This window comes from Bacillus sp. FSL K6-0069, assembly GCF_038007785.1.
In the GTDB taxonomy this organism is placed as follows: domain Bacteria; phylum Bacillota; class Bacilli; order Bacillales; family Bacillaceae_G; genus Bacillus_A; species Bacillus_A mobilis.
Genome location: NZ_JBBOXN010000001.1, coordinates 3354788 through 3375652 on the forward strand (window position 1 = coordinate 3354788; position 20865 = coordinate 3375652).

General features: G+C 36.4%; 17 protein-coding genes. 4 read left to right on the top strand and 13 right to left on the bottom strand.

Annotation, left to right across the window (positions count from 1 at the left end; genetic code table 11):
* Positions 1-15: 15 nt before the first annotated feature.
* From MHB74_RS17220 to fdhF, 6 genes are all read right to left on the bottom strand, one after another.
* Positions 16-795 (bottom strand): formate/nitrite transporter family protein, encoded by a 780-nt coding sequence (locus MHB74_RS17220; protein ID WP_061678487.1) that lies wholly within the window; start codon positions 793-795, stop codon positions 16-18.
* Between the two features lie 198 nt (positions 796-993).
* Positions 994-2010, bottom strand: a complete 1017-nt coding sequence (moaA, locus tag MHB74_RS17225) for a GTP 3',8-cyclase MoaA (protein WP_061678488.1) — start codon at positions 2008-2010, stop codon at positions 994-996.
* A gap of 20 nt (positions 2011-2030) precedes the next feature.
* Positions 2031-2828: a formate dehydrogenase accessory sulfurtransferase FdhD gene (fdhD, locus tag MHB74_RS17230; protein WP_061678489.1), complete on the bottom strand. Its 798-nt coding sequence runs from the start codon at positions 2826-2828 to the stop codon at positions 2031-2033.
* A gap of 16 nt (positions 2829-2844) precedes the next feature.
* A complete protein-coding gene (locus MHB74_RS17235) occupies positions 2845-3189 on the bottom strand; it encodes a DUF2294 domain-containing protein (RefSeq protein ID WP_061678490.1) in 345 nt (114 codons plus the stop codon).
* A gap of 116 nt (positions 3190-3305) precedes the next feature.
* The gene (locus MHB74_RS17240; RefSeq protein WP_000729894.1) at positions 3306-3788 is read right to left on the bottom strand and encodes a DUF1641 domain-containing protein; all 483 of its coding nucleotides are present in this window, start codon (positions 3786-3788) and stop codon (positions 3306-3308) included.
* Between the two features lie 12 nt (positions 3789-3800).
* Complete coding sequence (gene fdhF, locus MHB74_RS17245; RefSeq protein ID WP_061678491.1) at positions 3801-6740, bottom strand: formate dehydrogenase subunit alpha; 2940 nt, start codon at positions 6738-6740, stop codon at positions 3801-3803.
* Between the two features lie 296 nt (positions 6741-7036).
* On the opposite strand from fdhF, the gene MHB74_RS17250 reads away from it, so the two are divergent.
* The 3 genes from MHB74_RS17250 to MHB74_RS17260 all read left to right on the top strand — a co-directional run bounded on the left by MHB74_RS17250 (position 7037) and on the right by MHB74_RS17260 (position 10805).
* Positions 7037-8575: a spore germination protein gene (locus tag MHB74_RS17250; RefSeq protein WP_061678492.1), complete on the top strand. Its 1539-nt coding sequence runs from the start codon at positions 7037-7039 to the stop codon at positions 8573-8575.
* Positions 8572-9555: an endospore germination permease gene (locus tag MHB74_RS17255; protein ID WP_081110272.1), complete on the top strand. Its 984-nt coding sequence runs from the start codon at positions 8572-8574 to the stop codon at positions 9553-9555. The genes MHB74_RS17250 and MHB74_RS17255 overlap by 4 nt, the downstream gene beginning before the upstream one ends.
* 113 nt (positions 9556-9668) lie before the next feature.
* Positions 9669-10805: a Ger(x)C family spore germination protein gene (locus MHB74_RS17260; RefSeq protein WP_061678493.1), complete on the top strand. Its 1137-nt coding sequence runs from the start codon at positions 9669-9671 to the stop codon at positions 10803-10805.
* A 79-nt stretch (positions 10806-10884) separates the two neighbouring features.
* On the opposite strand, the gene MHB74_RS17265 is transcribed toward MHB74_RS17260, so the two are convergent.
* The 5 genes from MHB74_RS17265 to MHB74_RS17285 all read right to left on the bottom strand — a co-directional run bounded on the left by MHB74_RS17265 (position 10885) and on the right by MHB74_RS17285 (position 17614).
* Complete coding sequence (locus tag MHB74_RS17265; RefSeq protein WP_001116178.1) at positions 10885-11019, bottom strand: hypothetical protein; 135 nt, start codon at positions 11017-11019, stop codon at positions 10885-10887.
* 57 nt (positions 11020-11076) lie between these two features.
* Positions 11077-14439: a tubulin-like doman-containing protein gene (locus MHB74_RS17270; protein ID WP_061678494.1), complete on the bottom strand. Its 3363-nt coding sequence runs from the start codon at positions 14437-14439 to the stop codon at positions 11077-11079.
* Positions 14440-14512: 73 nt separating this feature from the next.
* Positions 14513-16612 carry a vWA domain-containing protein gene (locus tag MHB74_RS17275; RefSeq protein WP_061678495.1) on the bottom strand — a complete coding sequence of 700 codons (2100 nt, stop codon included), beginning with the start codon at positions 16610-16612 and terminating at the stop codon, positions 14513-14515.
* Positions 16613-16868: 256 nt separating this feature from the next.
* Entirely contained in the window at positions 16869-17207 is a 339-nt protein-coding gene (locus tag MHB74_RS17280; RefSeq protein WP_061678496.1) for a VOC family protein, read from the bottom strand.
* Positions 17208-17278: 71 nt separating this feature from the next.
* Positions 17279-17614, bottom strand: a complete 336-nt coding sequence (locus MHB74_RS17285; RefSeq protein ID WP_061678497.1) for a hypothetical protein — start codon at positions 17612-17614, stop codon at positions 17279-17281.
* A 135-nt stretch (positions 17615-17749) separates the two neighbouring features.
* On the opposite strand from MHB74_RS17285, the gene MHB74_RS17290 reads away from it, so the two are divergent.
* Positions 17750-18139 (top strand): hypothetical protein, encoded by a 390-nt coding sequence (locus tag MHB74_RS17290; RefSeq protein WP_061678498.1) that lies wholly within the window; start codon positions 17750-17752, stop codon positions 18137-18139.
* 40 nt (positions 18140-18179) lie between these two features.
* Here the strand turns inward: MHB74_RS17290 and MHB74_RS17295 are convergent, their stop codons facing one another.
* Together MHB74_RS17295 and MHB74_RS17300 are read right to left on the bottom strand one after the other, a co-directional pair.
* Positions 18180-18899, bottom strand: coding sequence for a class I SAM-dependent methyltransferase (locus tag MHB74_RS17295; RefSeq protein ID WP_061678499.1), 720 nt, complete (start codon positions 18897-18899; stop codon positions 18180-18182).
* A gap of 107 nt (positions 18900-19006) precedes the next feature.
* Positions 19007-20713 carry a peptide ABC transporter substrate-binding protein gene (locus tag MHB74_RS17300; protein WP_061678500.1) on the bottom strand — a complete coding sequence of 569 codons (1707 nt, stop codon included), beginning with the start codon at positions 20711-20713 and terminating at the stop codon, positions 19007-19009.
* Positions 20714-20865: the final 152 nt, after the last annotated feature.

Genomic DNA, 20865 nt, shown 5'->3' on the forward strand with positions numbered 1-20865 from the left:
TTCCTCTCACGAACTCTATTTCATATTAGAATGTTGTTTTTGATAACAAGCAAAGTAAGCAAATCCAACAAATCCAGCTCCCCCAATTACATTTCCGATAAAAACAGGAACAAAATTTCTAGCAAGATCCATCCACGTCAAATGACCTGCAAAAATAACTGCTGAAATAACAAACATATTTGCTACCACTTGCTGAAATCCAATCACTACAAATGCCATAATCGGGATCCAAATTCCGATTATTTTTCCGACAAAATCACTCGTCCCATAAGCGAGCCATAGCGCAAGACAAACGAGCCAATTACACCCAATTGCTAAAATTAACGTTCTCCCAAACGTTTCATGTAACTTTCCTTCTGCTATCGCTACCGTTTTATTTAAATAATCTCCCTCTGTTAATCCGCCAAGATGACCGAAACAATACGCAACAAAAATAGCTCCCACGAAATTCATGAAAGTAATCCAAACCCAATTATTTAGTACACTTACCAATGTAATTTTCTTTGCATAAAGCGCCATAGAAAGTGACATCATATTTCCGGTAATTAATTCTCCTCCTGCTAATACGACGAGCATTAATCCAACAGGAAAAACCGCTCCTCCTACAATATTGACTAAACTACCCCAGCGCTCAGGTAAATTACCTAAAACGCGAATGTTAAGCAAAAAACCTAACGAAATAAACGCTCCTCCTAAAAAACCGAGAATAAGCATTGCTGGCAACGTCTGACTTACTTTTTGAACACCGGCCTCAATGACAAGCTCAGCAATTTGTTCCGGTTTATGAAATGCCATTACCAATTCCTCCATTTTCTCCAAATAAAAAAGCAGCTTCAAAAAACCTCCTCAAAATAAAGGTTTTTGAATGCTGCTTAATTTCTCTGCACATCTTTTACAGAGATATCAATCATCACTTTTACTATAAAATAGAAAATCTACAACCGTTGCACATTTTCCATTTTGTATATACTTCCTCAAAGCGTCACTCTTATATCAACCACCAATATGTGACATTTCAATTTTAGGCGCTCTTTTGTTACTTGTATGACTTAAGCGTTCATCTGAATAACGATCTTCTCGGTTGTTCCATATATCACGCACGATATATGTTATTTCATCGTCAGTGTATTCAGATCGAAGTAATTCTCTCAAATCATTTCCTTTAGAAGCGAACAAACAAGTATATAATTTTCCTTCTGCAGAAATACGTGCTCTCGTACATGAGGAACAGAAGGAATCTGTTACGGATGAAATAATACCTATCTCTTCATCACTTCCAATATAACGATAACGAGTCGCAACTTCACCTGCATAATTCGCTTCTATCCGTTCTAATGGCATAACTTGATGAATCGCATCTACTATTTCTTGTTTCGAGACGACCTCTTTTAATTCCCAACCGTTATAATTCCCAACGTCCATATACTCAATAAAACGAAGAATATGCTTATTTTCCTTAAAGTATTGTGCCATCTGCAAAATGTCCTGTTCGTTTTTTCCCTTTTGAACGACCATGTTTATTTTTATTTTCATACCAACTTCAGCTGCAGCCTGTATTCCTTCTAGAACCCTTTGCACTTTGCTTCTATTACCATTCAAATAGAAAAAACGATCTTCTTCTAAGGAATCTAAACTAACTGTCACACGTGATAAACCCGCCTTATATAAATCAGGAGCAAACTTTTTAAGTAACGAGCCATTGGTTGTTAAACCGATATCCTCCACACCATCTATTTTATTCAGGCGCTCAATAAGCTGCGGAAGACCTCTTCGAAGTAACGGTTCTCCGCCCGTAATTCGTAACTTTCTTACACCTAAAGAAACAAAAATACGTGTTATCCTTTCAATCTCATCAAAAGATAAAATTTTATCATTAGACAAAAACGAATAATCAGGACCAAATATTTCTTCTGGCATACAATAACGACAGCGAAAATTACAGCGATCAGTAACAGAAATACGTAAATCCTTTAAAGGACGTTGTAGTTTGTCTAATGTGACAGATTTCATATTTATTGCCTCGCTTTTACTTATTTTATATTTAAAACACGCTCTGGATGTGTATATACGTTTAAGGATTGATTCCGAATAAATCCTATCGTAGTAATACCTAATTCTTCTGCTAGCTGCAAAGCCAACTCAGTTGGAGCTGATTTTGAGAGTATAATTTCACAACCAATTTTTGCAACTTTCAATAATATTTCCGAAGAAATACGACCACTAAAAACAATGATTTTATCACTTATAGAAATATTATTTTTTAAGCAATAACCGTAAATTTTATCTAATGCATTATGTCTACCGATATCCATTCGGCTTAAAATAATAGCATTCACATCACACAAAGATGCATTATGAACGCCACCTGTATGACGAAATGTCTCTGCAGATTGCTGCATTTCTTTCATTAATCGAAAACAGTCTTCTGCAGCAACCTGTACATGGACGCCATTCATTTTTTTTGCGCTTAGTGCATCATTCGCAAAAACAAACCCTTGTCTACTCATACCACAGCATGAAGTAATATAACGTTTATTTTGCATTTGTTCGTAATACGGGTTCACTTTTTTCGTTGTGACATGTACAAATCCTTCTTTCTCTTGTACCCATATGTCATCAATATCTTCATACTTCCGAATGATTCCTTCAGATGCTAAGAAGCCTATTACCATGTCTTCTATATATTCTGGAGTACTAACCATTGTAACAAACTCCTGTCCGTTCATTTTAATCGTGACTGGAAACTCTGTTACAATGCTGTCCTCTATATGTTTAAACGCCCCTTGTTCATAACGAAAGATTTCTCTTTCTACCTGTATCGGTTTCACGATCAGTATCCTTCTCTCACGTTATATTTTTATCAAAAACGAATACCGAAACTGCAATATCTTCTTCTACTTTCATATCTGAAAATAAATTCACTAATTTCGCTCCAACAAGTTCCTCCAAATGTTCACGGGAATTCGCAGCATACACTTCTTGAATCATTTTCGTTCTAGCCAAATGAACCATTTCCGCACCGTCCATCGTACTTGAAATGAATTTTTCAGTAGGTGTTAAGTTTCCGTAAAGGGTCGCAATCGCCATATTTTCAGCAAAAATAGTATGAATTCGTTCCGGTCCTTTTCCGAAAAGTTCCTTTCGAAGTTTTCGTATCATATCATTAAATTCATGTACTTTTTTTGACATACAATTATACCTCCAAAAAATCCTCATTTTACTTTATTATATATTTTACCAAAATGAGTCTTCCGCCCAAAATATTTCGTACAAACATTTGGGCGAAAAGATTCACTTCATGAAGATTATTCGTCTTTTAACCCTTTACCCATACCTTTTAAGAAATGAAGCCCAAACCCGATAGCACGGTTAATGTCTGGGTCTTTCAATACTTTCATAAGATCGAATACCCCTACTTTTTTATTACTCTCTAGATGTTCATTACCTTCTTCTAGTCCTACTAATAAACTACCTATAAGCTTTTTCGTAAGTTCCGGATCAAGTTCTGTTAAAGCACCTGCAGCACCCATCATATTATTAATTAAATTTGTAACAGGCTCACGAGTCACTTGGCCAAGAACGATTTTTGCGATTGGTTCTTTCGCTTTTAGCATAGAATTTGCGGCTTCTAGCATTCCGATGTCATTTAATTCACCGACAATATTAAACATTTGATTTAAAGCTTCTTCATTATTAGCTAGAAGTTCTTTTAAATCATCTAATTTTTGCTGTTTTATTTCTTCCTCAGTTAATTCTTGTTTCTGAATCATTTTTATAGGTGCAGCCATATTTTTCTCCTCCTACTTATCCGTTAAATGCACATACCCTGGACGTGCCCACTTACGATCTACCTCAATACCAGCTTGAGGGTGACGTTTTTTATTGCGTGGGTTCGCTTTTGGCATCGGATTTTCGCCATCAACTTCTAGCAATTCCATACGCACTTTCGTCTGTTTATAAGCAGGTGTGTTCGTACGCGTATCAACTGCAGGACCTGTTAAGAAATTAATTGCTGTTTCATTATCTGTAGAGTTCATCGGTAAATATAACTCATTCGCTTTTACACGGTCTGTTACAAGCGCACGTAATTTTAATGCTCCAAAAGGAGAGACAAGACGAACTAATGAACCTGTTTTCACTCCACGTTCTTTCGCAAGCGCCGGAGAAATTTCAACGAAAACGCCCGGTACTTTCGTTTGAATACCTGTTGATTTATTTGTCATATTCCCTTCATGGAAATGCTCAAGCATACGACCGTTATTAATGTGAAGATCGAACTCCGCTGGGAATTCAGCTGGACGTACCCAATCAGCAATCGCAAAACGAGCTCTTTTATCTGGGAAGTTAAATCCATCTTGGAACAGAAGTGGTGTATTTGTTCCATCAAAACTTCCCCAATGGAAACTATTCCACCCTTCAAGTACTTCATAATTTGCTTGTGAGAATAGTGGTGATAAACTTGCCATTTCAGCAAAAATTTCACTTGGATGGCTATAATTCCAGTTTGCACCTAATTTATTCGCAATCTCCTGCACAATCCACCAGTCTGGCTTCGCATCTCCAAGCGTAGGAAGAACTTGATACAATCTTTGTACACGGCGCTCTGTATTTGTGAAAGTACCTTCTTTCTCAAGAGACGGTGCTGCCGGTAATACAACATCTGCATATTGAGCAGTTTTAGATAAGAAAACATCTTGCACAACGAAGAAATCAAGGCTTGATAACACTTCATGTACATGGTTCGCATTAGAGTCTACAAGAGCCATATCCTCTCCAACAAGATACATAGCTTTCATTTTCCCTTCATCAATTGCATGAAGCATTTCAATATTATTAAGACCTGGTTCACTATTAATTTTCACTCCGTAAGCCATTTCAAATTTCGCACGCTCCATATCGTTAGTAACGTGCTGATATCCTGGAAGCCATCCTGGTAAAGTACCCATATCACAAGCACCTTGTACGTTATTATGACCTCGAAGTGGATATGCACCAGCACCTGGACGACGATAATTACCTGTTGCAAGAAGTAAGTTTGAAATCGCAGCGGAAGTATCAGAACCACCCGTATTTTGCGTTACTCCCATACCCCAAAGGATACACGTACCATCTGCATCACGAATCATTTCAGCCATTTGAATAAGTGTTTCTTTTGAAATACCAGTCATTTCTTCTGCATATTCAAGTGTATATTCTGTCAGACTCTCTTTGAAATCTTCAAAGAAGTTTACATTCTCATCAATAAATCGTTGATCGTGCCAGCCTTGATCAATCATATATTTCGTAACAGCCATTAACCATACTTGATCTGTTCCTTGTTTTGGACTAATAAAAACGTCTGAGCGCTCTGCCATTTCTGTTTTACGAAGATCAGCGACAATTAATTTTTGTCCGTGTAATTTATGCGCACGTTTAATACGTGTAGCTAAAACAGGATGACCTTCTGTCGGATTACAACCTACAATAATAACAAGACCGGATTTTGCGATATCTTTAATCGTTCCTGCATCTCCGCCCATACCAATTGTACGGAATAATCCGTCTGTCGCTGGTGATTGACAATAACGTGAGCAGTTATCAATATTATTCGTTTCAAATACTTGTCGAGCTAATTTTTGAATAACATAATTGTCTTCATTCGTAATTTTTGATGAAGAAATAAAACCGATAGCATCTTTACCGTATTCTTCTTTAATAGATCCTAATTTACTTGCAACTACATGTAGTGCTTCTTCCCATGTAGATTCAACAAACGTTCCATTTTTACGAATTAAAGGTTTTGTGATTCTTTCTTTAGAATTTACGAAATCCCAACCGAATTTTCCTTTTACACAAGTAGAAATTGCGTTAACTGGCGCATCAGAAGAAGGCTGTACTTTAAGGATTTTACGCCCTTTCGTCCACACTTCAAATGAACAACCTACGCCACAAAATGTACAAACTGTTTTCGTTTTCTTCGTACGAGTATCACGCATGGCCGCTTCCACTTCTGATACTGCAAAAATGCCGCTATATCCAGGTTCAACTTCTTTAATTAAATCTACCATCGGTTCAAGAATATCTGGTTTTAATCCCGTCATAAATCCAGCTTCACCGAGCATCGTTTTCTCCATTAAAGCATTACAAGGACAAATGGTTACACATTGACCACAGCTCACGCATGAAGAATCATTAATATTTACTCCTTCATCCCAAATAACTCGTGGGCGTTCCGCTTCCCAGTCTATTGATAACGTTTCATTTACTTGTAAGTTTTGACATACCTCAACACATTGACCGCATGCAATACATTGATTAGGATCGTAGCGATAAAACGGATGCGTCATATCAACTTCACTTACATCTACTTTCGGTTCATAAGGATATTTTTGATGTTCAATCTCCATTAATTCTGCTGTATTATGCAGTTTACAGTTCCCATTGTTGTTATCACATACCGTACAGTATAATAAATGATTTTCTAGTAACCGATCCATCGCCTCTGTTTGCGCTTCTTTTGCACGAGCAGAATTACGTTCAATGTTCATACCTTCTGTCGCCATTGTCGAACAAGAGCGCATTAACTTTCCGTCAACTTCTACAATACAAGTATCACATGTTTGAATAGGATCTACTTCTGGCACGTAACAAATTTGTGGATGTTCAATCCCGTTCTCATTAATAACACCCAATATCGTTGAACCGGGCTCCGCTGTATACTTTTTTCCGTCAATTGTAATATGAACCATGTTGTCATTCATGGTCTTTCCCCCTTTTTGAGAATAAAAAAACTCCACCACGAAAATATACGCACCACATTTCGGCACGTTATTATCATGGTGGAGTAGTTTATTAGCACATCTTGCTAAAATACCAATCCATTTATTCATAAATAAAACGATAGATTCATAACAGGTCATATCACGATTCCATCTTTAACACTATAATTATAGCGTTAAAGCTAAAAATATACAATATAAAATTTAAACTACGCATATGTCCGCATAGAACTATCCATAATAACCCATATAAAACATAACAAGGAGTAAGCGAACAAATGGGGTCTTTTAATAAATGGATACGTGGTGAAAAATCTTTTTCTGCCCAAGGGCAAGCTGATCACCTATTAAATAAAGCTATTTCTTCTTCTCTTTCCCTTAATCTAAAGCACTTGTCCAAACTGTTTAGCGGTATTCCAGAATTAATTACACGCACTTTTCCGTTAAAAAACGGCAAAGAAGCTGCACTTATATATATGGAAGGACTTGTAGATAAAACTGTTATTAACATTGATATTCTTCGCCCACTCCTATTTAAAGAGTGGAATGAGGACGATTTTTGGGAATCCTCCGTTACAATCGGGAATATAAAGAAAGTTCAGCAGTGGGCAGATATTGAACAGTCCCTTTTACATGGAAAAAGCATTTTATTCATAAATGGACAACTTACAGCTTTAGAACTAGATACGCAATCTGCGCCAAAAAGAAGTATTGAAGAACCGACTACAGAAACTTCCATAAAAAGCTCACACGAAGGATTTAATGAGGTAGCGAGCGACAGTCTTGCACTTATTCGTCGCTATATTCCAAATCGCGAATTGAAAGTGAAGGAATTCACTGTTGGTGAACGAGCTACTTCAAAGGTTTTTTTGCTATACCTAGCAGACACTGCAAATGAAGATGTCGTACAAGAAATGGCATGCCGTATCGAATCCATTAAAGTGGATGCCATTCTTACTACCGGAGAATTAGAAGGATTTGTTGAAGATAATTCCTATACTCTCTTTCCCCAATTATCTATTACTGAACGCCCTGACACAACGGCCCATCATATTTTGGATGGACGAATTGCTGTTGTTGTAGATCGCTCACCAGGCGTATTAATTGGACCTATGACCTTTTCAGCTTTTTTTCAGACGATAGATGATTACAGCTTTAGGCCAATGATTCCATCTTTCATACGATTACTTCGTTTCACCGGATTATTTATTGCAATATTTGCTCCGGCTCTTTATATTGCTATGATTTCTTTCCATTATGAAGTGATTCCTCTTAAATTATTGTTAACAATTGGAGAATCTCGAGCTAAAATTCCTTTTCCTCCTATATTAGAAGCACTTTTGATGGAATTAGTACTTGAAATGCTCCGCGAAGCTGCGGTTCGGCTTCCTGGTCCCGTTGGACAAACGATCGGCGTCGTAGGAGGGATTGTTATTGGACAAGCCGCGGTTCAAGCAGGCATCGTAAGTAATGTTATGGTTATCGTCGTATCTATTACTGCAGTCGCTTCTTTCATCATTCCTAACATGGAAATGTCGGCAGGAATTCGGCTTCTTCGATTCCCAATGATGGTAATCGCTTCTTTATTCGGTGTCATTGGCATTATGGTCGGGATGGCAATTATCATCATCCATATTCTTTCTATGGAATCACTTGGTGTACCATATGGTAGTCCTTTTTCTCCGTCATTTGCTTCGGATTTAAAAGACATTCTCATACGTTTCCCATGGAAAATCATGAAAAAACGACCTCTCTCTCTTAACTTGAAACAAGAAAACCGACAACGAGATATGAAGGAAAGGAAGGAAAAGAAGTGACAAATCGCGCAAAGAGGGAGATTACTTTATTTCAATACATTCTAACAATTAGTGGTGTTCAAGTTGGATTTGGTGTACTCACACTTCCACGTGAAGTTGCACAAGGAGCGAATACCGATGGCTGGATGTCAATTATTATTGGATGGGCTATAACTACTTGTGTAAGTCTTTGTATTATACAAATTATGGCGCAACATCCTGGTTATTCTTTACTTGATGTGTTAACACGTTATTTGGGGAAATGGCTAGGAAAAATCGCGATGCTGCTTTGGATTTTATATGCTGTACTTGCAGCTGTTTCTTTAATATTCTCCCTCTTATACGTTATTCACATTTGGATTTTACCTAGATCTCCTATGTTTTTAATTATGATGTTACTATCTATTCCAATGCTTATGCTCGCATGTAAAGGTGTTCTTATTATTAGCCGCTATGCTGTTTTTACTGTCTTCTTTACACTCTGGATGCCATTATTATTATTTATCCCACTTAAAGACGGGCATTGGGTTTATCTTCTTCCCCTCCTGAAAGAGGGATGGATACCCGTTTTCAATACAGTAAAATCAACTATTATTGCGTTTCTCGGATTTGAGTTTGCATTTGTCCTTTATCCTTATCTCAGTAATAAATCATCTGCAAAAAAAGGCATTGTTCTTGCGAATTTGATTACGCTCTTTGTTTATCTTCAAGTCACGTTCGTCTCTTTTGTTTATTTTAGCCCGGATGGTATAACAAAGTTTTTATGGCCCACTCTTTCTCTTGTTACACCATTTCACTTTTCATTTCTTGAACGGTTTGAAATTATCTTTTGTCATTTTATCTCTTCATTATTTTTGATTCTTGCATTCCCTATATTTTCACTGCTTCAGATGGAATCAATCAATTACTTAACAAAAAAGAGAGTTCATTGCCTGTTTGGTTTTTATTATTTGGGTGTGTTTTCGTTTTATTCTTTTATATCCCATCCTCGTATCAAATAAGTGCATTACGAGAATTTTGGGGAACTGCAAGTTATTTTATCGTTTTTCTATTCCCAGTCGTATTTCTCTTATACATGACACTTTATCAGCATTGGAAAAGGAGAAAAATTTAAATGAGACGCTTTATTTTCACTATATTTTGCTTTCTCATAACCTTTTTAACAGGATGTGGAGGAGATCGGCTCGACTTAGAAAAACAATCCATTTCATTAATTTATGGGTTTGATGCAAAGACAAAAGGAAAATTAATTGTGTACCACGTAAACCCTATTTTTAATGAAGATGTAGAGAAAAAATACGAAACTCATGAAGCGACAGTACATACCCCTCGAGAAGCGAAAGCAACATTTAATAGTTCAAGTAGCGGTTTAATATCTACAGAAAAGTTACAGCTCATTTTATTTAGCACGAAGTTTTTAAAACAAGAAGGCGCTATGCCTTACCTTGATGTTTGGTATCGCGACCCTAAAAATACAGGAAATATGCGCATGGTTGCAGTTGACGGACCAATTTCTTCCGTTATATATAATAATTTTAAAGATAAGCCTGCACTTCCTGAATATTTAACAGATTTAATTAATACGAACAAACTATACAATCGAACCGCGTTTACGACATTCCATGAATTTCATAGGCAAACTTTTAATAAAGGTATAACACCTGCTATCTCAGAAATAAAAAAAGGAAAAAAAGATATTATCGTTACCGGTTCCGCACTATTAACTTCTCGCGGAATTTATAAGATGTCTTTAAATCGATATGAAAGTGCCCTCCTTCTTCTATTACAAAAGAAGGCCAATACACCAGTTTCTCTTACAATGAAGATCCCTTCTACTCAAGTTGAAAGTAATAGTGATTTAAAAGATACAGACGGCAAAGATTTCGTGACAATAAATGTTCTTAGTATGAATCGTGACATTCACACAGGTTATAACGATAACCACTTCAAATTTAATATTGCAATGGATTTTAAAGTTTCCGTATCTGAACTTACATTCAACATGGATATAGACAAAGATAGAAAGAAATTAACTTCTCTTATTACAAAACAGCTAAACAAAGATTTAAACGATTTAATCCACAACATTCAAAAACAGCAACTTGATCCGTTTGGATTTGGTGATTATGCGAGAGCTTTTCAATATAAAGAATGGAAAACTGTCGAAGATGATTGGCCAAGTGCCTTTTCAAAAGCTAATGTGAAAGTAACTCCTACTATTAAAATTTTAGAAAACGGGATCATTAAATAATAAAAACACGCTACTTACTCTTATACGTGTAAAGAGTAAGTAGCGTGTTATCATTTTTATTTTGAAACTTCTTATACAGTTACGCTTCTGTTTCTGGTTCTTCGTTTTCCGCTTGTTCCAATCTTTGTTGCTCTGCAAGTTCAGCTGAAATCATTCCATAATAAATTTCTGGATACAATCCAAATATTTGATATACACTTCCTAAAAACGGCATCGGAATCCCTCTTTTCTAAAGTTGTATTGCCACTTTTAAGGATTCCCTTTTCATTCATTAAACATTCGTTTTTGGTGTTTCCTCTTCATCATAAACGCTTAATAAATTTTGCCACTTTTTATAAGGAGCACTATTTGGGTCTACATAACCTTTCGCATACGAACGATCCCACAATTGTTTAATAAACATTTCTTTCTCTTTCTTTGCAACCATATCGGCACCTGTACCGTAATAGTTTTGGAAATACAACTCAATTTCATCAAGGAATAGCCTTAATAATTCATCAGAAGTTTCTTCTAGCGTTGGGTCATATTTCGCTTCACGATCATACATTAAAATCATATCTAAAATATTATGGACATGCTCTTTACGAAGCCATCTAATATCTTGAGCACCTAATACAAACGGATGTGTATATAAATGTCCGCCCTGTATCATAGCTTTTTCTTGTTCTTCTTCAAATCTGGACAAGATGTTTTCATAAATAAACGGATTATGAAGCAACGCCCTGTGTAATTTGTAACTTTCACTTGAAATATTTTTTCCCATCGACTGAATTAAGAAGCTACGCCCAACGCCGTTATATTGATACACGAACTGACCATCAACAGCAACTAAACTAATCCAGCGATACATATACGCGTATAGAAGAGCTCGATTACATTTATCGTAATCTAACTTCGTTTGTGTTGCATTTAAGTCTGGCATGAATGCTGGTAAGTGCCAATACTTATCTAAATGCGGCGTTAAACTAGATTTTTTACTATTCAACTTGTTTACACGGCGATAGTATGACTGAAAATAATCACCTTTATCATTCATAAATCCATTTGCAATGTGTCCAGACGAAAGCTTAGGAAAGTCTTGCAACGATAAACCGTAATGCGCACGATAACAAATGACTTCAAATGGCGAAAAAGCTTCATGTACTGTATCTTTTTCTTTAAACATTTCTTGAATTAATTCCTCTTGTAGTTCTTTCTTTAAAGATGGATGTATACCCCAATATTGTAATTCCCTATGATGTGAAACTTTCGGCACAAATGGACTAGCTAAATGGAACAAGTCTTCAATTTTTTCACGGACGTATTCATCACGATCACGCTTCTTATAATCCGCTTCTTTTCGTAACGCCTCAACGATATTCAGTTCTAACTTATCGCGATAGCGTATTTGTAATTCATCGTAGCAATAACTTAGTATGTGCTCACGATAAAAGTCTTCTACCTTTTTCGATTGAATCTCTTCTGTTTTCGCATCCCGGCAATATTCCCCGTATAAACTCATATAAATTTCCGCAGATATATCTTTCGGTAATACTCCTAAATTTAAATGTTGCTGCATATCTTGCCATATTTTTTCTTGTAACTTCTCTTCAGCTAATACGTATACATTCGTTGGGTTTGTTTTCCCTTCAAATTCCTTGCTTCGTTTTTGAATTTCGAACAATAAATTTTCACGTGTTTCGTGTAAATTATCAAAAAACCTTTCCCAATATTGAATCATTTTATTAACTGCTTGATATAGTGATTGATACACGAGTTCTAATAGCATTTCTTTACGATACTCGTTTAACTTGTGTACGTACTGCGTTACAATATCTTCAAATTCCTTTTTAAATAAACGCTGCTGATTATTCATCATTTTTCCAAACCAGCCTTGTTGCTGCGCGATTTCTACTCGGCGAACAGCAGTTACCGTTCCATCAATATTACTTACATTAAATTTCTTATCGTAGTTTTGAATTAAATTACGCTTTTGTTCATTATTTTCATGTAAACGATTCATTTTCTCTACTAACTGCTTTCGAATTTCATATAACATAAAACGAGCTGATACTGGATGAACAGGATCTGTTTTCTTTAAAAACCATGTATTTAGTTGATATGACTGGCCTTCAGAACCACTTGGTGAAAAACGGTCTGATTCAATCATGTCATATAAAAGTGTCGTTACATGTTCATGTACGCGGCTCGGAATCGCATACGCATATAAACGAACCGCATGATCCACTCTTGCTACTTCACCTTTCATTTGCTCCATCATTTTCAGCTTCGCAGCCGAAATTTTACACTCATGCTGCAGACGGTTTAATTCCTCATCTTTTTGCACCGTACGCTGTACATAGCTTTCTACAGCTTCTAAAAATAATTTAGATTTGGCTACACCAACCTTACCACCTTCTGCTCCTTCACGCGTTTCATTGTACATTTGTCTATAGAAAATATGAGCCTGTTCCGGACGAGTAGCAAGATGTTCTAAGTCTTCTAAATAACTTTTCCCGCGCTCTGGCTTTTCACGTTGCATCCCTCGTTTTACATCTTGATCATATCTTTGTTTCTTCTCTTGAAACAGTTGATCTAAATGAAGCCACGATTCATCTAAACCTTGCACTGCCCATTTTAAAGCACAATATTTTAACACGTGCTCATACGGATAAATAATCTTTGCCGTTCCTGCCCCGCAATATCGTCCTTTCCCGCTCGATTCTGCTAATTGCTGAATTTGATTATCTTCCTGCGCAAAATGGTTTGCAGACATCGGACTAAATAACTGTAAATAAATCGTATTTGCCATTTGCTCCATATAATCTGATAAATTGTGCAGATGGTGTCCATGTAGATTTTCATAATCGTATAAGAAACAATAATTGTACGGTAAATGATGCTGTTTAATCGTATGATTCGTTCTCCCATCCTCATCTACTTGATCAGGACGATACTCTAATTCAATCGTGACGCCACCGCGTTTTGATAATTCCCCCGTAGAACCAAGCGTAATGGCATGTAATTCTTTTAAAGATGCATAGCCGTTTGCTTGCACCGTTTCAAACTCTTTCGCACTAACCGTTCTCGTCTTAACTAAAACGTCAGGCATTAGAAACGCACCACGTATTAAAATGTTGTGATGCTGCAGTTTTTTCCGAAGCATTTCACGTAAATATAATGCAATTTGTAGAAACATCCCTGAACCTGTTCCGCCCGCTAGTGACGTTACTATAATGACACGTACTCCATATTCCGTTTGATCGCTTGTAACCGGAAAAATCTTCTCGATTTCTTGCCAAAAGGATGTCAATTTATCTTCTTTCATCGCAGCACGTAACGCTAAACGGGAAATGACGCGTAACTGTCCTGCCCCTTCCGTCAGTGGTTTATCAAGTATAGTCGGGTCCATTGGAAACCATTCTGGAATCGTTGGATCTCCCGCAATATACTCTCTTGGCGTTTTACTTGAACTCGTTTGTGTTTTAAACTTTCGAATATGATCAAATTTACTCAATGTATTCACATCTGTATCAAATACGTGCATTGCTACCTTTTTCCGGCGCTCCTCAGGTAGTCTTTCATATATTTGATGTGTTACAGTACTACCGATTCCACCTAAACCAATTAATATCGTTGGAACTTGTAACGTCATGTGAACCACCTTCCTATTCTTGCTTGTTTGAAAAGAGGAGGGAAAGCTAAAATTCCCCTCTTTGCCCTATCTACTATTCACACTCGTACCTGTAAATCTCTTTACCATATCCTCTATCAATTACTAAAAGTTCATTTGGATATAGCGTCTTATGCTCCATTCCAACCTCATCCTCTGTTATAAACATCCCATCAATAATCATTCCTACTACTTGTGACTCTTTCGCTACAAATATTGATTTCGATCCTTTCTTTGCTATAAACGTAACAGATTGCACAGTCTTTCTTTCTGCCCTAAACGGAATGCCAAAATAGTGCTTCCACCATTTATTTTTAAGTAACTCTGGTTCAGATTGATATAACCAATCTTTCGCTACCTCTTGATCCCATTCATAATACAATAGTGCTTTCCGGTGAAATCTTGGGCGAACAATCCATCCTAAAATGATTATTCCTACTATTAACAGTAATAAAGTGATAGGAATAACAAACTTAAAGATAAGCGCATATTTTTCATAAAACGGTGCATTTTGAATATGAAGTGAAATACTTTTCTTTACTTCTTTTAATTTTGAATCTTGCACTGCGATGGTAGCTTCTACGGTGCCGGTATCTGTAAAATTGAATGTGTCGGAGTAATGAGGTCGAGGATAAATATAAATTTGATTACCATGTTGTTTGATTTCATAGTTGATTGATTGTTTAGATGTGACACCAGTAGATTTTATTAGTCTCTTTACAGCCTCTTCTGTTATCGGCTTACCATCTAACTGTGGTTGTATAATAAAGGGTTTACTATTCTCTAAATTTGTTACTTTTTCTTCATAATCTTTCGTAATAGTTTGCAGTGATAATTTTGGTTTTTCCGTTACTTCGACTTTAAATTCTTTCGTCTGTCTGTAAAATCCCTTTATGTTCATATGAACTTTCCCACGCACTAACCCTTTATCAATCTTCGTTTCGTAGTAAAATACATGTTTTTTATCGTCCCACTTCATCTGGTACTGTTTTCCGTCTATTTCTACTTCTGCCTGAAAATATGAAGACTGAATTGGTAATTCGGTAGGCTTCGCTTCAATAACAGCAGTAACACCTTCGTACATTTCTTCCACATTTTTTTGACTACGATCATCTTTGTCATAAGTAGAAACAGTATAGTTAAGCGCTGGTTCAACTAGTACTTGTAGTCCTTCTTTCTCAATGTCTCGATCCACCTCTATCGTATAAGTTCCTGGTTTAATAACTTCCTGATTTTCCGTACTGATATGAACTATATTTCCGAATAATTTCGCTTCTCCTGGTGCATGTATGGAATAGGAAGATTGTAATTGTAACGGTTTAGAAATTTGTGTGACCTGATAATTAGACAAAGAAGGCGATTGTCGTACAAGCGTCATACGCTTTAATGGAAATGGTGTTGTAATCTCTACTTTCTTCCCTACTACTTTCGTTTTTACAATCGATTCAACAGAAGAGAACGGGTCACGATTTGCAACTAATGCAGCCACTTGATTGACGCTTTTTACAATACCATCCTCTCCACTAGATGGCATCGCTACTCCGTTTATCTCTTTCTTCCATATCTCTTTAAACGTATTTAGTTGTGCCTTTTCTTGCTGTCCTAAATCCTCTTCCATCGTAATTAAAATTGGATGTAGCGATATTTTTTTTGCATCCATATCCTTCTTAAACTGTGCTAACTTCTGCAAGATTTGTTCTTTCCCGCCAACCTTATCTTTCTCTAAATCATTAAATGCCCCGTCAGTTAAGACAATAAGCCAAAATTCACGTTTTCCATCTATATCTGCTTCCTTTTTTATAGATTGCATCGCCGTTTCTACTGCGCTAAACGGAGTATTTAAATACGTTTTCCATGCCCCAATTCCCTCAATTTCTGTTTGTCTCTTATCCTTTGTTAACGAAATGTTTAATGGATCATTCGGCTTGCTCATTGGAACATACGAAAATTTATCTTTTTCATCTAATAGCGCAACTAAACTTTGCAAAGCGTAATTGGCATATTTCCAGCGATCGTTATTTCTCATGCTGCCCGAATCATCATATACAAGTGAAACGACCCTTTCCTTTGCCTCCTCTCCTTTTGCAAAAGTCCAAAAAGGATGTAACCATATAAATAGAAACAACATGAATGTGGCACAAATTCGAATTTTCATGATGAGGCTTCGCCACCTTTGTAGACAAATTCCTATGTTTAAATTTATGAGAGGAAACAAGATATATGACTTGTATTTTAGGACAACTAACATGGCATAACTTTATTATGTAAACAGTTATATAAACTGAATAGTATTCCTTCTAGCGTTTTCTATCCGATACTATAAGTAAAAAAGCCTGTTTAAGCTCTACACTTAAAACAGACTTTTCCTACTTTTCATATTGAAAACACATAACAAAAAGTTTGATTTTGAATTAACACATCACTTCAATTGTAAATCCACCAGGTGCTTCAACATAAAACGTATAAGCATGTGCATGCTTAGGAGGTTCGACCAAAAAGCCATCCGCATGCAATCTTTGATTCATCTTATTTACTTGTTCTTCATTTTCTTGAGGAAACCCTACATGAAATGTTTGTGGATAATGTACGTCTTTCCCTTTCATTAATGTTAATATAAACCCATCATTATCACGCAAAACTGCAAAGCCATTTCCCCTTGTTCCGCTACAAGTTAAACCAAAATATTTCTCTAAAAACTCTCTAGCAGCTACTACATCTGAAACTGTCAAATTAAGATGTTTAATTTTCAAACCGCCACCTTCTTTCTTAATTTTCTAACATTTTATCATAAAAATAAAAAACACGCCTTTCACAGCGTGTTTCATTGCTTCACATACACTTCAACAACCGGATTATCTTTATTATCCGCATGCAAGCGTATATTCTCTTCACTCGCACTATAAATACTAGCTAATAACATAATTGTTAACACATTAGGCGTTTTTGCATCGCTTCCGTATTTTCTTTCAAGTACTTCCTTATATTCAAAATCCAAATCCCCTTGCACATATGTATACACTTCAAAGCCATCTTCTAAATTGCAAACTACTGTATCAATTATATCTGCCCCTACTTGCTTCTTCATTTCCTCTCGCAATGCTTCAATAAATTCTTCCCACGGTACTTCGTATGTCTGAAACTGATCTGTAGATTTCATTGCCTTTTCCTCCTTATATATCCTTCTCCTATATTTCCCCTTTCCTATAACAATTATGATAGATAGGGCATTCGTACAAGCCGCACTTGTCCCCCTTACATATCGTATTACTGTAATGGAGAAGGAGGAAAGAACATGCATAGACAAAAATGCTATGATACGTGCCAACGTTATTTCGGTAAAGTCGTTCGAATTGAAGATCGTGATGGGCGCGTCCATTTAGGTAAAATAATTGATGTGACAAAAAACTCTGTATGGATTGAACCAGTACAACAGCACTCATCTTTTGATACAGGATTCGGATACTATGACGCTTATACAAACGGTGGTTGCGATCTTTGCGGCGGCCTTAGCAGATGTGATAGTTGCGGGTTTGGTTGTGGTGGTGGATTCAGTGGCTGTGGATGTGGCGGTCGTGGTTGCGGTAATTGCGGCGGCTGGGGAGGCGGCGGTTGTGGATGGGGCGTTGAACTTGGATTTGGTTTCATCTTCGGAATTACATTAGCTGCATTATTTTTCATTTAACATAGTAAAGAGTTGACTATCTTTAGCCAACTCTTTTTATTTATTTTTCACATATAAAAATACGATGACCTAAAATATGTTGGTACATAAGTCGTACATTTTCATGCTGTACCCATGCCTCATATAATTCATTTGGAATATGCGAGGATACATTCCATTCTGGCTCTTCTATATAGCCCGAGATCGTTTCTGCAATTGTACCACCGCCAGCAATTATAATTCTTTTAAAATTTGCTTTCTGGAATAATTGTACCCATTCATTCTCAGTTAATAGTTCTTCCATCCCGTATAACTGGACAATCTTTTCTTCCTCACTCTTCTCAATGTGCCTATCAATAATCATTTCAATGACAACAAGCTTGCCATCCTTCTGTAATACACGATAGCACTCCGAGATAACCCTTTCTTTCTCTGTAAAAGCGAGTATCGATTCTCCGAGTACGAACTCAAATGAATTATGCAAACAAGGTAATTGCTCTACATTCCCTTCAATTAATTGAATGTCTAGTCCTTCAATTAACCATCTATCTTTCGCCTTTTGAATCATAATCTCATTCTTTTCAACCGCCGTTACTTTATAACCACATTCTTTTGTCATATATGCCGCTGTTTTCCCCGTACCGCACCCTATCTCAAGGACATTCGCTCCAAATCTAAAAGGTAGTTGCGCCAACAATTGTTTTGTTAGCGTAAAGCCACCAGGATGAGCACTTCCTATTCCATAATAAGCTAGGAAATCGATGTAAGTATTTCGTTCCATGGGATTCTCCCTTTTTTATTTTATATATTCGGGGAAGAAATAAAAGTGCATAGAAAAAGCATTTTCAAGTGCTATAATACCGCAACTTGAAAATGCTCTTCTCTTTTTTATTTCTCTTCAATATACGCCCATTTGAAGCTATATTCCGGACTAATATTATGTTTCACAATTCCCTTTATATTTGGTTTCATAACATATGATTTAGCACTTTGGTATAAAGGTACAAGCGCTACATCATCTTCAAGTAACAATTTCTCTGCCTTCCCTAACTCTGTCCAACGTTTTTTTGCATCAGCCATCCATTCTGTCTTACTTTTAGTAATAATGTCATCATATTTTGAATCTGAGTAGCTCATCTGGTTCTGAGAATTTGTCGTTTCAAACATATCCAGATACGTCATTGGATCCGCGTAATCTGGATTCCAGCCACCATATGAAAAATCATAATCTTGGTCTGATTCTAATTTCAGCTTTTGCTTAAATGGTTGCAGTTTAATATTTACTGTCACGCCTTTTAGATTTTTTTCAACTTGATCTTTTACATACTCCCCAACCTTTTTCGCATTACCAGTATCATAATTTAACAGTTCAATTGTTACTTGATCTTTTCCAAGTTCTTTTTTCGCTTCTTCCCAAGCTGCTGCTGCCTTTTTAGTGTCTTGTTTTAAACCATTCTTGAACGTTTCTGCGAAATCTTTACCATCTGGTCCACTCGCTAAACCTTTTGGTACTAAGTAATCCACTGGTTTTGAACCATCATTTAAAATGACATTCGCTAAAGCTTTCTTATCAATTGATAATGCAATTGCTTCACGTAATTTTTTGCTCTTTAACGGTGTATCTTGCCCGCCACGTTTTTGGTTTAGACGTAAGTAAAACGTACTTGTTTCCGAATACGCACCAAACTCTTCTTTATTATTTCTATACTTATCAACAAATTCTCCTGATAAAAGGGCGAAATCAATCGCTCCTGTATCGTATAAATTCACTCGAGTAGCTGGTTCTTTTACTACACTATAGTTGATTTCCTCTAGTTTTACAGTCTTTTTGTCCCAATACTGCTCATTTTTCTTTAATTTCCAGCCTTGCTCATGTTTCCAATCAGTAAGAACGAACGGTCCGTTATATACTGTTGTATCAGACTCTAAACCGAATTTATTCCCTTTTTCTTTTACGAACTTTTCATTTAATGGATAGTATGACGCAAATGCCATTAAGTTCAAGAAATATGGTACTGGTCTTTCTAGTTCCACTTCAAGCGTATAATCATCTGTCGCTTTTACACCTAATGTAGCAACTTCTGCTTTTCCTTGATTAATTGTTTCTGCATTTTTAATATAGTAAGCAATAAATGCATACTCAGCAGCTGTTTTTGGATCTACGAGACGTTGCCATGCAAATACGAAATCTTTCGCCGTTACTGGATCACCGTTTGACCATTTTGCATCTTTCCGTAATTTAAATGTATACTTTTTCCCATCCTCGCTTTTCGTGCTAGATTCTGCTACAGCTGGGATTGGCTTATTATCTTTATCAAGGCGATATAAACCTTCCATCGTATTCCCTAAAATTTGTGCGCCAAGTGTATCTGTACTTTTAGAAGTATCCATCGTCGGAATTTCATTCGTTTCTGTACGATTTAGCACTTGCTTCGCTGCATATTTTATATCAGATTTCTTCTCTTCCCCGCCATTATTAGACGTTGTAGTCGATTTCTTCTCCCCACCAGATCCAGAAGAACATGCTGTTAACGCCATACTCATTGCTAAAACTGGTACTACAACCGCCGTGAACTTTTTCATCTTTTTCTTCATTCTTGTACCCTCCCCAATTTATATGTACGAAACTAACTTTGAGAGATTTCTAATTTAAATTATCAGAAAATTATTACTAATTATTATTCTACTAATTTTTCGTAATTTGTAAAGTATTTTTAATGAATATTCATAATAATTAATTTATTTAA

Coding starts and splice junctions, on each gene's coding strand:
- MHB74_RS17300 (WP_061678500.1), bottom strand. CDS start 20,713: ATGAAGAAAAAGATGAAAAAGTTCACGGCGGTTGTAGTACCAGTTTTA.
- MHB74_RS17295 (WP_061678499.1), bottom strand. CDS start 18,899: ATGGAACGAAATACTTACATCGATTTCCTAGCTTATTATGGAATAGGA.
- fdhF (WP_061678491.1), bottom strand. CDS start 6,740: ATGAATGACAACATGGTTCATATTACAATTGACGGAAAAAAGTATACA.
- MHB74_RS17250 (WP_061678492.1), top strand. CDS start 7,037: ATGGGGTCTTTTAATAAATGGATACGTGGTGAAAAATCTTTTTCTGCC.
- MHB74_RS17260 (WP_061678493.1), top strand. CDS start 9,669: ATGAGACGCTTTATTTTCACTATATTTTGCTTTCTCATAACCTTTTTA.
- MHB74_RS17275 (WP_061678495.1), bottom strand. CDS start 16,612: ATGAAAATTCGAATTTGTGCCACATTCATGTTGTTTCTATTTATATGG.
- MHB74_RS17220 (WP_061678487.1), bottom strand. CDS start 795: ATGGCATTTCATAAACCGGAACAAATTGCTGAGCTTGTCATTGAGGCC.
- MHB74_RS17235 (WP_061678490.1), bottom strand. CDS start 3,189: ATGTCAAAAAAAGTACATGAATTTAATGATATGATACGAAAACTTCGA.
- MHB74_RS17240 (WP_000729894.1), bottom strand. CDS start 3,788: ATGGCTGCACCTATAAAAATGATTCAGAAACAAGAATTAACTGAGGAA.
- MHB74_RS17270 (WP_061678494.1), bottom strand. CDS start 14,439: ATGACGTTACAAGTTCCAACGATATTAATTGGTTTAGGTGGAATCGGT.
- moaA (WP_061678488.1), bottom strand. CDS start 2,010: ATGAAATCTGTCACATTAGACAAACTACAACGTCCTTTAAAGGATTTA.
- MHB74_RS17290 (WP_061678498.1), top strand. CDS start 17,750: ATGCATAGACAAAAATGCTATGATACGTGCCAACGTTATTTCGGTAAA.
- MHB74_RS17285 (WP_061678497.1), bottom strand. CDS start 17,614: ATGAAATCTACAGATCAGTTTCAGACATACGAAGTACCGTGGGAAGAA.
- MHB74_RS17265 (WP_001116178.1), bottom strand. CDS start 11,019: ATGCCGTTTTTAGGAAGTGTATATCAAATATTTGGATTGTATCCAGAA.